This is a genomic window from Alicyclobacillus sp. SO9 (assembly GCF_016406125.1).
Classification (GTDB): Bacteria; Bacillota; Bacilli; order Alicyclobacillales; family Alicyclobacillaceae; genus SO9.
This window is the reverse complement of record NZ_CP066339.1, coordinates 3698016-3714163: the sequence shown is the minus strand read 5'-3', so window position 1 is coordinate 3714163 and position 16148 is coordinate 3698016. Positions and strand designations below refer to the sequence as shown.

13 protein-coding genes and 1 riboswitch are annotated in these 16148 nt (G+C 47.5%); of the genes, 11 read left to right on the top strand and 2 right to left on the bottom strand.

Annotated elements, in window-relative coordinates; translation table 11 throughout:
• The first annotated feature begins 98 nt into the window (after positions 1-98).
• The 7 genes from GI364_RS17480 (at position 99) to GI364_RS17450 (ending at position 7551) form a co-directional block, all read left to right on the top strand.
• Complete coding sequence (locus GI364_RS17480) at positions 99-1286, top strand: ROK family transcriptional regulator (protein WP_198850510.1); 1188 nt, start codon at positions 99-101, stop codon at positions 1284-1286.
• Between the two features lie 51 nt (positions 1287-1337).
• Positions 1338-2642: an ABC transporter substrate-binding protein gene (locus GI364_RS17475; RefSeq protein WP_198850509.1), complete on the top strand. Its 1305-nt coding sequence runs from the start codon at positions 1338-1340 to the stop codon at positions 2640-2642.
• A 70-nt stretch (positions 2643-2712) separates the two neighbouring features.
• Positions 2713-3633: a carbohydrate ABC transporter permease gene (locus GI364_RS17470; RefSeq protein ID WP_233095844.1), complete on the top strand. Its 921-nt coding sequence runs from the start codon at positions 2713-2715 to the stop codon at positions 3631-3633.
• The gene (locus GI364_RS17465) at positions 3633-4472 is read left to right on the top strand and encodes a carbohydrate ABC transporter permease (protein ID WP_198850508.1); all 840 of its coding nucleotides are present in this window, start codon (positions 3633-3635) and stop codon (positions 4470-4472) included. The genes GI364_RS17470 and GI364_RS17465 overlap by 1 nt, the downstream gene beginning before the upstream one ends.
• 49 nt (positions 4473-4521) lie before the next feature.
• On the top strand, positions 4522-5466 hold the full coding sequence (locus GI364_RS17460) for an ROK family protein (RefSeq protein WP_198850507.1): 945 nt from the start codon (positions 4522-4524) through the stop codon (positions 5464-5466).
• A 24-nt stretch (positions 5467-5490) separates the two neighbouring features.
• Positions 5491-6456 (top strand): glycoside hydrolase family 130 protein, encoded by a 966-nt coding sequence (locus tag GI364_RS17455; RefSeq protein ID WP_198850506.1) that lies wholly within the window; start codon positions 5491-5493, stop codon positions 6454-6456.
• A gap of 21 nt (positions 6457-6477) precedes the next feature.
• The gene (locus GI364_RS17450) at positions 6478-7551 is read left to right on the top strand and encodes a BtaManbiosPhlase (protein ID WP_198850505.1); all 1074 of its coding nucleotides are present in this window, start codon (positions 6478-6480) and stop codon (positions 7549-7551) included.
• 114 nt (positions 7552-7665) lie between these two features.
• Here the strand turns inward: GI364_RS17450 and GI364_RS17445 are convergent, their stop codons facing one another.
• Entirely contained in the window at positions 7666-8241 is a 576-nt protein-coding gene (locus GI364_RS17445) for a DoxX family membrane protein (RefSeq protein WP_198850504.1), read from the bottom strand.
• 213 nt (positions 8242-8454) lie between these two features.
• On the opposite strand from GI364_RS17445, the gene GI364_RS17440 reads away from it, so the two are divergent.
• The 4 genes from GI364_RS17440 to GI364_RS17425 all read left to right on the top strand — a co-directional run bounded on the left by GI364_RS17440 (position 8455) and on the right by GI364_RS17425 (position 14588).
• Entirely contained in the window at positions 8455-10011 is a 1557-nt protein-coding gene (locus GI364_RS17440) for a glycoside hydrolase family 32 protein (protein WP_198850503.1), read from the top strand.
• A gap of 454 nt (positions 10012-10465) precedes the next feature.
• Positions 10466-11977 (top strand): ATP-binding protein, encoded by a 1512-nt coding sequence (locus GI364_RS17435; RefSeq protein ID WP_198850502.1) that lies wholly within the window; start codon positions 10466-10468, stop codon positions 11975-11977.
• Between the two features lie 57 nt (positions 11978-12034).
• Positions 12035-13363 (top strand): ATP-binding protein, encoded by a 1329-nt coding sequence (locus GI364_RS17430; protein WP_370541792.1) that lies wholly within the window; start codon positions 12035-12037, stop codon positions 13361-13363.
• A gap of 136 nt (positions 13364-13499) precedes the next feature.
• A riboswitch (ZMP/ZTP riboswitch) is annotated at positions 13500-13579 on the top strand.
• A gap of 130 nt (positions 13580-13709) precedes the next feature.
• Positions 13710-14588 (top strand): bifunctional 5,10-methylenetetrahydrofolate dehydrogenase/5,10-methenyltetrahydrofolate cyclohydrolase, encoded by an 879-nt coding sequence (locus GI364_RS17425; RefSeq protein ID WP_233095842.1) that lies wholly within the window; start codon positions 13710-13712, stop codon positions 14586-14588.
• A gap of 90 nt (positions 14589-14678) precedes the next feature.
• On the opposite strand, the gene GI364_RS17420 is transcribed toward GI364_RS17425, so the two are convergent.
• A complete protein-coding gene (locus GI364_RS17420; RefSeq protein WP_233095841.1) occupies positions 14679-15950 on the bottom strand; it encodes an MFS transporter in 1272 nt (423 codons plus the stop codon).
• Positions 15951-16148: the final 198 nt, after the last annotated feature.

Below are 16148 nucleotides of genomic sequence, written 5' to 3'. Positions count from 1 at the left end.
CAGGCATTATTTCTCCGGTGAAATGTGCAACGGACCAAATTTGTAATCGCACTAAATGTGTAATCGGACTAAATTTACAGTAAGCGATGTGACAAACCGTGAATGAAACCGTGAAGAATCTCTCGTCTGTGAAAAATGCGAATAAGTTAACCATATTGAAAACGTTTTATAGCGAAAACGTCATGACGAAGCCAGAGGTGGCGCGTGTCACCGGGTTGACCTTTGCTACCGTATCCACACTCATTGATGAACTCGAAGAGGAAGGTGTCTTAAGTAATCACGGATACGCGGATTCCAAGGGCGGTAGAAAACCGCTGCAATACGGCGTTAACGCATCCGCTTTTTACTTTGTTGGCATTGACGTTCAGGTGGAGAACATCGTGATTGTTGTAATGAATTTCAAGGGGGAAGTTGTAAAGTCATACAACGACTCGTTTGACACCACTACGGGTCCGCACGACACTATCGCTCAGTTAAGGCACCGTATTGATGAAATGTTGTCTAGTCTCGGCAAAACCTATGAAGACGTCTATGGCATCGGTGTTGCGACGCCAGGACCGATTAGTGCAGACCGTTCGTCGATAATTTCTCCCCCAAACATGCCTTCATGGCGAAATGTACCGTTTCAAAGCATGATGGAAAGAGAGTTTCGCATTCCATGCTATTTGGAGAAGGACGCAAACGCAGCAGCGTATGGAGAAGTTCAGTACGGTGCGGGTAAGGGACTGCAAAACCTTATTTATATCGTCGTTGATGTCGGTATCGGCGGCGGGCTTGTTGTGGATGGGCAGGTTTATCGAGGTGCACGCAATGGAGCTGGCGAAATTGGTCACATCCTGATGGATATTGACGGTCCAGAGTGTCGTTGTGGAAAGACGGGATGTCTTGAAGCTATGGCTTCTATCGGCGCCATTGAAGTGGAACTGGAGAAGAAACTCGGTGAGCGCATGAACATTGACAAGATCCTTCAGGAAACAAAGGCGGAGAACCTTGTTGTCAAGGATGTTGTGAGTCGTTCTGGAAAGTACCTTGGGTTTGCCATTGGAAGTATTTGCAACGTTTTGAACCCAGAGATGGTTGTCATCGGCGGTAGATTTGTTTCCGAGGACGATACTTACTACAAGGCTGTACAGAGTGCGACACGATCTCAAGTTTTAGGCGATTTTGTTAATCATCTTCAGATTGAGTCTGCCGCATTGGGACAGTTTTCGGCCGCCGTGGGTGCAGCAAGCCTGGCTTTCCATGACACTGTTTTCGACAAGGGGGGGATGTTTATCGAAGGATAGAAGCGGCATTTGCGGTAGAGTGACAAATAAACAAAATAGGGAGGTCAAACCATGAAGTTTGCGTCGAAAGCTTCTTTAGCAGTGGTGATAAGTTCTTCAATGGTAGCGGTTACCGCTTGTGGAAACGGGTCTGCCGGAGCCAATAACAATTCCAATGGTACAAGCAGCGCTTCAAAGAAACCGGTTACAGTCACGTTTATGTCCTGGGGCGGTGCACAGGAAAATAAGCAATTGCTGGGGCTCATCAAGAAGATTAATCAGCAGCACCAAGGTCAGTTTCAGATAAAGGATATCAATGTTCCTTCAAAATACAGTCAGAAGCTGAACACAGAACTGGCTGCCGGCACTGCGACCGATATTTTTTATGTGAATAATGACAATCTTCCGAAATATGAGAAAAATGGAACGCTGTTGAACTTGGACTCGTATTTAGCGAAGTATAAGAGCAAATACATTGTAGCGAATCCAAGCAACTACTATAAAAGTTCTCTCCTGAACGCCAAGTACAACGGCCACTACTACTCTTTGCCTTGGATTGCACAGCCTGTTGTGATGTACTACAATCCGAAAATGTTTCAGGCTCACAATCTTCCGATGCCAAAGGCGGGGTGGACATGGTCCCAGTTCTTCCATGATGCGAAGGTTCTGACTAATGCTAAAAAACACATTTACGGCTTTCTTCAGAGCAATGGATGGCCGCCTGTTGAAATGTATGTATGGAGCCAAGGCGGACATTTTTACAATCAGGGGCTGACAAAGAGTAGTTTGAGTCAACCCGCTGCAGTAAAGGGGATTCAGTTGCTGGCTCAGATGCGCAAGGACCAGGTCATTCCACCCTTGGCACAATTGGCAAATGTGAATATTGAGAGTTTGTATCGGCAGGGTCGGGTTGCCATGTTTGCCGGCGGTGCAGCGGACGGCAACTATAATTCTCAAGGGTTTACCGCGAAAATAGCACCGATGCCAAAAGGATCGCAAAATGCTACATTCTTGTATTTGGCGAATTTAGCTATCAATGCTCATACGAAAAAGAACAAAGATGTGGTGTTCCAGGCTTATGCCGCTTTGTTGAAGGCCATTAATCACTGGAAAGTTGTTCCCCCTGTGAAGCAGTACGCGAAGAACTTGTCGCAAATTTCTGTACCTGACGCACCAGGCGGTCACACTCCTCAGGACCGCATTCCAGTCATTTTGCAATCCATGAAGTATGCTCGTGCACCAAGGCTGACTCCCACTAACTACTATACGATTTTAAGCAATGACATTTATCAACCGATTCTCTCTGGAAGCACCACGCCGCAAAAGGCTGCTCAAAAGGCTGCTAAAGCCCTAGATAAGGCAATTCAGGGGAAATAATAAGACAGGCGGTCCTCCTTGGTCCTGATGACACAGCCCGAGGAGGACTACCGTAAAGGGGGCTGGCTGGATGAACAAAAAAACACGTACTTCGTCTCCTATGAAACGCAAAGAAGCTCTAACCGGATATCTGTTTATTAGTCCCTGGTTGATAGGCTTTATTGTCTTTGTCTTTGGTCCGTTGGCAGCTTCACTCTACTTAAGCTTCACGAAATATAACCTGCTGAGACCGCCTAAGTTCATTGGCTTTGGGAACTACCACCATATGATATTTAGTGTGGATTTTTGGAAATCTCTTGAAGTCACGTTTTACTATGCAATTGTATCTGTACCTCTGGATTTGCTTGTCGCCTTAGTGCTGGCGATTCTCCTGAATCAGAATGTAAGGCTAATGAGGTTGTTTAGAACACTGTTCTATTTGCCTGCGGTTCTGCCTCCTGTTGCAATCGCAGTTCTCTGGAACTGGATTTTGAATCCTGATTACGGATTTTTGAATAGAGCTTTAGGATTCATTGGGCTTCCCAAACCCCAGTGGCTTGTCACTCCTCAGTGGACCGTTCCAGCTTTTATTGTCATGAGTATTTGGAGTGTAGGGACTGCCATGGTCATCATGCTTGCAGGACTCCAGGACGTACCCCAGACCTTGTATGAAGCTGTGGTCATTGACGGAGCATCAACATGGCAAAAGTTCAGATATGTGACGCTGCCTATGATTTCTCCCGTTCTGTTTTTCAATCTTGTCATGGGGATTATTGGAGCGTTCAGTTACTTTACTCAGGCGTATGTCATGGGGTCGAGTTACGGGCAGGGAGCTGGAGTCAATAATGCCGGACTGTTTTATGCCCTCAACGTTTATATTCAAGGCTTTTCAAACTTGCACATGGGATATGCATCCGCATTGGCATGGGTCCTGTTCTTTATTGTTTTCGTGCTGACGATGCTTGTGTTCCGGTCATCAGCCCTATGGGTTTATTATGGGAGTGAAAAGTAATGGTATCAGGACGTCCGCAAAGAGTGACTCAAAAATTCATCGTATACCTGTTGTTAATTGGTATTTCCATTAGCTTTTTGGTTCCATTCGTTTGGTTGGTTCTGAGTGCTCTGAAGAGCAGCGATGAGATTTTTGTATTTCCGCCTGTGTGGCTGCCAAAGCATTTTGAGTGGGGCAACTTTGTGAAGGCTATGACAGAAGTCTCGTTCGGGCGGTTTGGCGTCAATACAATCATTATTGCCGTACTTAATATGGTGGGGAACGTTGCATCCTGTGCTTTTGTTGCCTATGGCTTTGCCAGATTTCGGTTTCCCGGTCGAAAAATCCTGTTTGGCATTTTGTTGGCAACTCTCATGATTCCGCCGGAAGTACTTCTCATTCCGCAGTTCATTCTGTTTCACAAACTGAACTGGATTAACACATTTTTACCACTTACGGTACCGGCCTTTTTTGGGAATGCATTCTTTGTGTTCCTACTGCGTCAGTTCTTTATGACGATTCCAATTGAACTGGAGGAAGCAGCTAGGATTGACGGCGCAGGCCCCTTGCGCATTTTTTTGCAAATCGTGGTTCCTCTCATCAAGCCGGCTTTGACTGCGGTGGCCATCTTTTCCTTTGAAGGAGCCTGGAACTCATTTTTAGGACCGCTCATCTATCTAAACGACCAGAGCAAATACACACTGCAACTTGGACTGAATTTATTTCAAGGCACGTTTCATACGCAATGGAATCTGATTATGGCTGCGTCCGTGGTGGTGATGCTGCCGATTATCATCATCTTCTTCTTCGCGCAGAGGTATTTTGTACAAGGCATTACTCTGACGGGATCGAAGGGGTAAGCTCAGCGTTATATGCAGCATGTTTCGACAGACGAATGGGGGATTTCATGTGTACCATGTGGGCGTTGATTTGGGAGGGACGAAAATCCTCACAGGACTCATTGATGAGGATGGAAGGATAGAAAAGTACGTACGCAGAGACACGAATGCCTACGAAGGCCCGAATGCGGTGGTAGCGAGAATCGTGGAGACCGTAAAGGAAGTAACAACGGGTGTTGCACGTGGTCACATTGGGGGTATCGGCATCGGTTCTCCAGGACCATTGGATTCTCACACGGGCGTTGTTTTGTCTCCGCCTAACCTGCCGGGGTGGAAAAATGTGCCGCTCAAAGCCATTGTTGAAGAAAGAACACAACTGCATACTGTGCTTGAGAACGACGCCAACGCTGCAGCCATTGGAGAAAACTACTTTGGTGCGGGTAACAACAGTACGGACCTAGTCTATGTCACCGTGAGTACGGGCATTGGCGCCGGCATCATCGTGAATGGCTCGTTGATGCGGGGAAAAACGGGATCGGCCGGAGAAATCGGACATATGATTGTGGATGCGCACGGTCGTCAATGCATTTGCGGGAACCGTGGTTGTCTGGAGGCACTGTCCTCGGGAACGTCCATTGCCAAAATTGCCAGGGAACAGTTTGGCGAAGAACACGACGCTGCTGAGGTGGCTGATATGGCGAAAAATGGAGATGAATTGGCAAAACGCATTCTGGATGAATCGTTTGGCTATTTGGGACTCGGACTCGTAAACATCATTCACATTTTTAATCCGTCCGTTGTCGTGATTGGCGGCGGTGTTTCGAAAGTTGGCAAGCCCATGTTTGACGTATTGACTCAAGTTGTACGAAATCGGGCTTTTCCCACGTCAGGGGAGATTGTCGAAATCAAGCCCGCCGAACTGGGCGGTATGTCGGGTATGATTGGCAGCGCCGTTTTGGCCCGACTACACAGAAGTGAGAATCAGCAGCAACGCCTGCATCGTCAACAGGTGTGAGTGCACTAGATTGGAGCATGATATATGAACATTTTTGATAACGCAAAATTTCCTGTCGGACCCTTTGAAAAGAGCAGCAAAAACCCGATTTTGGTCCCGCAGGGGAGCGGGTGGGAATCAAAGGATGTCTTTAACCCGGCAGCAGTAGTGAAGGATGGAAAAGTCTATTTGCTCTACCGTGCAGAAGATAATGAAGGTGTTGGGGACTGGAACGGTACTTCCAGAATTGGCATTGCTGAGAGTGTGGACGGAATTCGGTTCACGCGACACAGTACGCCTGTTCTGGTCCCAACTGAAGCATACGAATTACCCGGCGGATGCGAGGACCCGCGAATTAGTCAGGTAGGAGACGTCTACTACATGACATATACCGGGTTTGATGGCAGCAGTGCTCGCATGTGCTTGGCCACATCGACAGACTTGTTTCACTGGGAGAAGCATGGTGTGCTGTTTCCGAATTGGTCTGAAGGGTCGGACAAAGTCTGGTCAAAGTCAGGGTCCATTCTTCCTGAACCAATCAATGGCAGGTACATTATGTTCTTCGGGGATACTTCAATTTGGATGGCGGAGTCCACAGATTTGTTGCATTGGTTCCCGAATCCAACGCCGGTCATGGAACCCTCAAAGAATCCAGATGCATTCGACAGTGAATTGATAGAACCCGGTCCTCAACCTTTTAAAACAAAGGACGGCATCGTGCTGATTTACAATGCAGCTAAACGCGTGAAAAGTCTGGACAACCGAGCCGGAACGCTGGTTTACTCAGCAGGACAGGTTTTGCTTTCGCTCGACGACCCGTCAAAAGTCCTTGGACGTACAGAGCAGCCTTTCTTTGCGCCAGACGCTCGGGCTGAGCGTGAGGGGCAAGTCAATAATGTCGTCTTTATAGAGGGCTTGGTCGAGCTCAATGGACAAGCTTTCATTTATTACGGAATGGCTGACTCTAAAATTGGAGCAGCGACTTTTACTGCGAACTACAGTGATTACTAATCCTGCGAGGTGATCTTGTTCATGAAAGTAGTCAGATATGCCGAAAATCCTCTGGTACAACCCTCAGACATTGAACCCCATCTTGAGCAGAGTGAGGTCATCGGAGCCTTTAATGCTGGCACCGCCAAACTGCGTAACGAAACCATTCTGCTGCTGCGTGTAGCGGAACGGCCTGTCAGTTCTGACAATGAGCATGTCTCAGCCGTGTGGTATGACCCTGACGCACAGGGCTTACGCACGCTAGAGTTCAACCTGAACGATGAAGCGCTGGATTTCAGAGATTCACGGGTTATTCGTTACAAGAACAAAAGTCAGTGGTCTTACTTAACCTCTGTATCGTACTTGCGAGTTGCAAGAAGCACAGACGGACGCCACTTTATCGTCGACAAAGAACCTCTGTTGTTTCCAAATAACCGATATGAAGCATTCGGTGTAGAGGACCCCAGAATTACCCAAATTGAGGGCAGGTTCTATATCACCTACAGCGTCGTGTCAACGGAAGGGGTTGGTGTGGGTCTTGCAGAGACGGAAGACTTTGTTACCGTCCGGCGACACGGCCTGATTTTTCCTCCGGAAAACAAAGACGTAGTGTTGTTTCCTGAAAGAGTCAACGGCAAATTCTTCGCCCTTCACCGACCTGTCCCAAGCGGCGTAGGACAGCCTGAAGTTTGGATTGCACAGTCGGACAATCTTGAGCATTGGGGGAACCATCAGCATCTTATCGGTCTGCGAGAGGGACGCTGGGATAGTCGAAGAATGGGAGCTGGGGCTGTACCTATCAAAACAGACAAAGGGTGGCTGGAGATCTATCATGGTGCCGATCACAATGACCGCTACTGCATGGGCGCCCTGCTTCTGGATGTGAATAATCCAGCAAAGGTCATCGCGCGCAGCGATGAACCTATACTGACTCCGACGGAACCTTACGAAACGGAAGGCTTCTTCGGAAATGTTGTTTTCTCGTGCGGTGCTGTCGTTGAAGATGACGTTGTCAAACTGTATTACGGCGTGGCCGATACAGCCATGGCATGTGCACAATTCAGCCTCCGTGAAATTCTGGACTCTCTGACCTACGTGGAGCCTGGGGCAGAGTGAAGTGTTGGAACGAGATATTGAGAAGAGTCACCGAAGTGATATTCGGTGACTCTTCTGGCCTTTAATCTGTTACAATCACTGCTTTGTATGTCGTACAGCGGTCTATCAGCGGCTTTACATTGCAGTCCCTTTGCCGCTTGGCGGGGTGTTCAGACTCGATGCGCCCAGAAGGCTTTTACCTTTTCTGTAACGCACATAGCCGTCAAAGCCAATCAGGCCAGCATACTTGGGCCATTTGAACCAAACGATGTCAGTCACCAAATAGCCGAAGTTGTTTGCAGAACCGGCCGCCGCGAACTGCAGGTTTAAGAACAGTGCTACGAGCATAGTCCAGACAATGCCGATTCCGAAGAAGACACAGATACCAATTAACATTTCAAAGAGAACAACCAGAAAATCTGTAAATCCGGCCATGGGGATGAAGATGTGATTGGCAAACCAGACCAACAGATTGTTTAAATGCAGCGGGTCTGGGCCGTGTGAGTGCTGTATATTTCCAACCATCTTATGAATCAGTCCGCCTGCGTCAAACTTGCCGTCACCGAACCAGTTTTCCTTGGTCATTTTCTCCCAACCGGCGTGAAAAAATCCCCACCCGAAAAATATCCTGGAAATTGTAAAGACAATCACGACGACTGCGTTCCACCAACTTTTTTTCAGTTCTTCCCCGACGGCACCAAAGTAACTCATTTGTCCGACCTCCTCAGAAACCTTAAGATAATTGCCGGTAAATCGGAATGCAGAGGAGTGAGCAAACTTCCACTGGAGTGTGATGGATGGCTGTGATATAAGGAGTAGTGTGCTGACTGCCTCCATGAATAGTGTCTTCCAAATCAGAGAAAATTCCTATGCTGAGGACAACCTATTTTTTAGTAGGCCACTGCTTACCGTGGGGAGTATTCAATGGAGCAGTATAGCAGCAGTATCATGTGGGACACAGCACCCATTACGACTAGTTCAGGTGCGCTTCAACTATTTGGAAAAGTCCGAGGAGAGCAATCGATGAATTTGCATGACAGACACCAAATCCTCATTAAACGAGCTGACGCTTACAAAAACCAGGCAGCAGGTGCAGTGAATGACCGATATCGGCCGAAGTATCATGTCGCACCCAGTGTAAATTGGATGAACGACCCGAACGGCTTAGTGTATTTTCAAGGAAAGTATCATGTGTTCTATCAGTATCATCCCTTTAGTCCATACCAGGGACCCATGCATTGGGGGCACGTGGTTAGCGATGATTTAGTCCATTGGAGTGAACTGCCCATCGCTTTGGCACCAAGTGAAGACTACGACGAAAATGGGTGTTTCTCGGGAAGCGCCGTTGTGCACGCTGGAAAGCTGTATCTGTTTTATACCGGACATTCGGACAGCAAAAGCCCCAAAGAAGTTCAGTGTATGGCGACGAGCGATGACGGCGGCGTTTCCTTTCGGAAGCATCCTCTCAATCCCATTATTTCAAGTCCGCCGTCGGAGGCGTCGGAAGACTTTCGGGATCCTAAAGTGTGGAAGCATAACGACAATTGGTACATGGTTCTTGGCACCGGAAAGAACGGTCATGGCCGTGCAGTGCTGTATCAATCAAAGAATCTATTGGACTGGGACTATGTCTCAGTAATCAACCAAAGTAATGGTGTACAAGGGTACAACTGGGAATGTCCGGACGTCCTGCCATTTGGTCGCAAGAGTGTATTTTTGGTGTCGCCAGAAGGAATGGAAAACTGCTCAAACCTGTATATGGTTGGAGACCTGAATTATGAGACAGGTGAGTTCACAACAGAGCACACAGCTCGATTGGATGAGGGGCAGGATTTCTACGCCGCGCAAAGTTTTCAGGACGACAGTGGGCGGACGATTGGCTTTGGATGGATGAATACATGGGGAACGTCTATGCCAAGTCAACAAGATGGATGGTCAGGAGCCCTTACCCTGCCGCGCAGGCTCGAGCTTAATCCGAACGGACAATTGCTGTCTTTGCCTGTTGCCGAAATGATGAAACTGAGGAGTAACGAACTGCTGACACGCTGCAATGTACTTTTGACACCTCGCAGCCGCAATCCACTGCAAGCTGTTCGAGGCATTCAATTGGAAATTGAAATCGAATATGACCTGGACGAAACAGATGCAGACTGCTTTGGTATGAAGTTTCGGTGCGCAGAGGATGGTTCTGAAGAGAGCGTACTGAAGTTTGACCGTTTGAAGAGTGAACTTGAATTCTATCGAAGCCATTCTGGCGCAGGAGATACAACATCGTCAACCTGCACCGTGGACCGTGGCGACGAGTTGCTGCATTTGCAAATCTTCCTCGACACCAGTTCTATAGAGATATTCGTAAACCATGGTGTTAAGGTCATGACGAATCGGATTTATCCCATGCCAACCAGTGACAGACTGGAGGTGTTTTCTGGAAAAGGGAAGACACTCATTAAGGCACTGAAAATCTGGGAACTTCAACCGTAAAGATTTGATGAGACCTGTGTCAGTGAAGCAGTTTATGGTGTACGATGACAGATTCGGGGGCTGTCAACTGGATTCCCACCACGATATGCCTTGCAGCCCCCGTTGTGATACATCTTCTGTCGGTGTACTCTAGTATACGGGTGTTGTAGTACAGGTTGTGACTGAGTATGGCACGAGGAGTATAAACAACACAAAAATAATTAAGAACACCACGGCCCACCTCGTATAGCCTCCAAATGCTCCGTACATAGCGATATCCCCCTCTCGGTTTCATGGTTCACGATACGTGTGAGAAGGAGTCATTGTAACGGCGGGTGTCTTGAAAAACCTTGTCCCGAGTGTGAAATTTCTACCGCCAGTTTCGCATTTATTCTGATGAGCTGCATGACGAAGAGGATATCGAGTTATTTTTGTAGAAGGATTTACGAAAATTCAGATGAAAAGGGTGTTGTTTGTGGGAACTGCATCAATGAACTGCGGAACCGACGCATACGGTAACGCTCTGACAACCCCACTTGAAACACAAGAGGGCAAGCTACAGGCTAAATACGACAGCTTATTAAAGGGGCACCCCGACGGCATCTTCGAAATCACAGTTACGGGCCGGATTACTTCTGCCAATCCCGCATGTGAGCGGATAACAGGGCATTCTTCTGATTCGTTGAAAACCATGGATTTAACGGATGTATTTAATAGGATGGAGTGGCACCGGCATCCTTCTGCAAATATGTATGCGGACGATTGTGTGTATGGAGAAGGGCTCATAACCCATAGTAGCGGCCATTCAGTTTATGTTCAACTGAAGCGTGTTCCAATTGAATTGGACAACCGTGTGATTGGTTCGCATGTGATTGCACGAGATACAACAGATGAGCAACTGACAAAGCATGAATTGGAGTATACGAAAGAGCAGATTAAAACGATTTTTGACACGCTTGATGTAGCGCTCTGGGCACAGATATGGCCGTCTAAAACCGTTATTCAAGTATCGCCTGGCAGCGAGAAAATTTGGGGAATCCCTGTTGAAAGAATTTTACGGGATCCGTCAAGTTGCTATGAAAATATCCACCCGGATGATGTTGAGTCTGTGCGAGAACAAATGAATCGGGTTCATGATGGAATCCAGTTTATCGATGATTATCGTGTCATTCATCCCAACGGAGAGGTTCGCTGGATACATGACAGGGTCATTCCGATTCGGGGTAGTGACGGAGACCTCAAGCGGCTTATTGGCTTGGCTGTGGACATTACAGAACAAAAACGAGCAGAAGAGGAGCGTATCAGGACTCGTGGCATGCTGGAACGCTCGGAAAAGCTTCATGTCCTCGGACAATTAGCTGCGGGTATCGCGCACGAAATCAGAAATCCGTTGACTTCTCTCATGGGGTTTGTCCAACTCATCCAATCTGGCCGAGCAGGCATGGACGACTATTTTGACATCATGGCGTCCGAGCTCCAACGAATGAATACAATTGTGGGTGAATTTCTTGTCCTGTCGAAACCGCATTCAGAGAGTATGCGAATTCACGACCTCAAACATATCATTGAGACAACATTGGCGTTTCTAAAAGGCGAAGCAATTATGAACAACACGGTAATCCAGACGAACTTTTCTATACTTCCTCCCATTGTCTGTGATGAAAGCCAAATGAAGCAAGTGTTCATCAACATTATTCGAAATGCGCTGGATGCTATGCCAACTGGCGGGACGATTACAGTTCAAACGGAGCAAACAGGTTCGAATGAAGTGACTGTTTGTGTTGCGGACGAAGGATGTGGCATCCCGGAAGACAGTATCGCCATGATTGGCGAGCCTTTTTTCACCACGAAGGAAGATGGGACTGGTCTGGGCATGATGGTGACACAGCAGATTGTACGCAGCCACGGCGGAAGAATCGAAATTCGAAGCCGTGTTGATAAAGGAACCACAGTTTCAATTGTTTTACCCGTATCCTCAAGCAGTTGACCACGGTGTCTGTGATTACGTGTTCTGATATCAACAGTAAATAACGTTGTTTGGAGCGTGGTAGAATTGCCCGTTGATAATCTGTTGCTGAATGTGTTTATTATATTCTTGTGCATATTTGGGTTGTTTGCATCGAGACATGTGTTTCATGAAAAATATGTGCGTTGGATATTGCTATTACTGCCCAGTACAGCAGTAGTTCTATGTATGACCTTTCCCTTCACTTTGTTTCCCGGTCAACTCTACGACCTCAGACTTGTTGTAATTCTTCTTAGCATTTTGTATGGAGGAATTGGTCCCGGTTTGGCCGTGACGACCACATCTTTTGTGTATCGGTATGTTATTGGAGGAAGCGGATTTCTACAAATGCTCCTCACTTTTACACCCATCCTGGTCTTGGCCTTTTACATAAATCCGCGCTTTGTCCGGTACTCCAAGGCAAAAAAAGTTGTAGTGGCCGCCCTGCTCAATGCTGCTCCTGTGGTACTGAACATAATGGTTGTGATTCTCAGGTATCCAATTGAACCCAAGCACCTGTGGTTCCTGTGCGAATGGGGAATTGTCGAAGTCGCAACGACTGTCATGGTCGTTTTTTTGATTGATACCGTACGCAGCAACGTTGAGATGAGACATCACTTGCAAGAACTTGAGAAAGTGCAACTGGTCAACTCGTTGACGGCTTCTATAGCCCACGAGATAAGAAATCCACTGACTGTGTCCCGTGGTTTTTTGCAGCTTCTCCAGGAAAACAATTCTGAGCAGACAAGGAGAGACTATTTGAACATCGTTCTAGGCGAACTGGACAAAGCTTCCTCTGTCATTGACGAATACCTTTCCTTGTCTCATCCACAACTAAACAACATGGAACGGGTGAACGTATCGCAATTGATTCAGCAGTCGCTTGCATCGATCACCCCATACGCTACACTTCACAATGTCAGTGTGATTCAAAATTTGGAGACGGATGTTTACATGTCTATCGACGGAGAGAGATTTTCAAAGTGCGTACTGAACATCATGAAGAATGGAATAGAGGCAATGCCAAAGGGAGGGACGCTGTCAGTGCAAATACGCCGACGCCGAAGAGCAGTTGGTATCACCGTCAGCGATACCGGAATCGGCATGACATCCGAACAGATTCAACGGCTGGGTAAGCCTTTCTATTCGACAAAACACAAGGGGACAGGACTAGGACTCATGACATCATACAGGTTCATTCAACTCATGAAGGGCCAAATTCAGGTTACCAGTAAGGTCAACGCAGGGACGACCTTTTCGGTTTCCCTTCCTGTCTCCGACACACAGCCTTCGGTCGTTGAAAGTGCCGCCGAACTTGAGAATGCTACACATCCCACGGCAGACCTCGCAAGCGAAAACTGGAACTAGCAGGAATCGGGAAATGCCCACGCCTTGTTGACGAAGTCCGCTTCAGTTGTTATAGTGATTCCGTAATTCAGTCCGTTGCAGAATACAGTTTGGACGCGGTATTGAAATTTTGTGCAGTTGCTTATCACTTGAATATCATCGATTGTATGACTGGCGGATACGTGGATAACCACGAGGAAGTACAATCGTTAACAGCCGACCGCCTGGGTGACCAAAATGGACAACCTGGGCGGTCTTTTCTGTGCTAGCAACTTTCTCATATTTGCGCTGCCTCTGACCTAGCGTCAGCCACGACAGCGTTTCACAGACGGCCCTCCGGGAAGTAGCACATGGGGAGTGGAGAGTTGTGACGATTGAAATGTATGGCAAGCAAGTCGCTGAGGAAATTAGGGCTTCTATTAAATTGAAAGTGGAGGCCTATGTGCAGAGCGGCATCCGGCCAAGAATTGTAACAGTTCTTGTTGAAGGGGATGCAGCGTGTGCGTACTACGCAAAATCCAAAGGGAAGACTGCTGCGAAACTGGGGATTGAATACGAGATTCTTCACTTTGGCCGGGACGCGTCAACTGGGACCATAATAGAGAAGATTCAGCAGTTAAACCATGACAGTTCTGTACACGGAATCATGGTTGAACTGCCCTTGCCGGCGCACATCGACACGTCGCGTGTGACACAAGCTATTTCACCTTATAAGGATGTTGACGGCCTAACGAAAATCAATCGATTTGCGAATATGACAGGTGACAAGGGTCTTTATCCAGCTACTCCTGTGGCTGCAGTGAAGCTGCTCAATCACTTTGGCTATTCGGTGTCAGGAAAACATGTGGCACTTGTCGGCTTTGGTGAAACAGTTGGGCAGCCGTTGTTTCACCTGCTGGTGCGGAATAATGCAACCGTTACAGTCTGTCATGCTGGAACCAAGGATGTCTCTCTGCATACAAAGGCGGCTGACATTATTTTCGTAGCCGTCGGAAAGGCAGGTCTCATTACACCTGACATGGTTCATTCCCAACACGTCATTATTGACGCCGGTATAAACGAGAGCGAGGGAAACATTGTTGGAGATGTGGATACTGAGGTGGCAGATAAGGTGAGGGCACTTTCGCCTACACCCGGAGGGGTTGGCACAGTGACGACGATGCAGTTATTTCACAATCTAACGGCCGCTATGGATTGGCAAGACGAAGAAGGAATGTTATATCAAAATGCGGCCGATTTGGCCTAAGCGAATTTTATCACGAAGTCTGGCATTCTACGGGAAGTACAAGATACAGCCATGGGGAATCGTACATTTGCACGATTCCCCATGTTACTGTCATACAGTGGGCAGGGATGAACTGTCCATCTGTCTCTTAGTCTCGAGACGACGGAGCTTCATGGGTGAGGTTTCTTTTAATCCAAAGGAAGCCAAAAAGACCACAAACGAGCCTGCGGCAGCCATCCACAATGGTGCAACAGGACTAAAGTGATCGGCCAAAATACCTGCAACAGTGGGAACGGTAGTACCTCCGAACAGCTCGCCCACAAACACGATGATGGACATCGAAGTTGCGACAAATTCTCTGGGTACAGATTCCGACGGGATAATTGCCATGAATATGGGTGCATAGCCCTGTGCCAGGGCGAGGAAGAACATGACGGCTATTAATGGACCGACAGATAGATGAAATTCAGCCGGGATGATAGGAGCGAAGATAGCAACGGCTCCGAAGATAGTCATGATGGGTTTGCGCCCGAATCTATCGGACAGTGACGGAAGAACAAGTCCCCAGATAAAGCTTCCCAGTCCCATTGCACTCATAATCAGGGAAACATAGGACGGGCTGATCTTATCGATTTTTACCAAGAAGGTTGGCGCAAATGTAGTGAATGCAAACAGCCAACTCATGAATCCAATTGACATGACCATGCCGAGCCAGATGTTTCGATGCTGAAATGCTTTTTTGTAATCGGAAAGTTTAGGTTTGGTGTGAATGTGTTCGGATACTTCTTTGCTCATTTTGGGTTCTCTCATGAATTTCATCAGAATCAGAGCGACAACAATTCCGGGAATAGCGAGGATATAAAAAGAGTAGCGCCAAGTCATAGACTGCGCAATGGCAACGACGACCAAAGGTGCAACGACAGCGCCGAGTAATGCTGTTGAACTTTGCACCAGTCCCATATTGAAGCCCCGCCGTTTCGTGGACGAGTCGGCGATAACAGCGGCCTGCGCTAATGTGACAACAGGTCCCTCGGCAGCGCCCATTAGCCCCCGTGCCAGCATCAAAGCGGTGAAGGTAGCTGCCAACCCGGTTGAAAAAGATGCCAGGGAGAAGATGAGAACAATAACAACGAGAAATGCCTTCTTTTTGCTCAATAAGTCTGAGGCGCTGGAAAATATCCAACTCGATACAGCCCAACAGATTGACAGAATCGAGACGGACAGACCAATTTGCGTGTCATTCAACTTTAGAGCGGGGGCCAGAAAAGGAAACAGATAGGTAATGCTCAAACGATCCATCATGACAAAGCCGTACGTGAAGAACATCGTAATGACAATAAAATTCTCATACCTACGCCAACTTGGTTTGGTGTAGTCAGACATAAATACGCCTCCTACTGTGCAAATTTTTAGATAATTTAATGTAAACGGTATCATTGCTGGTATAAGGGTACTATGGCTTTGTCCCTCTATGCGGAACAGCCTGCATTTTTCAACTGAATTATTTTGTTGTGTGTGTTCCAGATACCGGAACAAAGCAGTAGTCGAGCAACTGCGATGGTGCTAGTCTTGATGACAAAT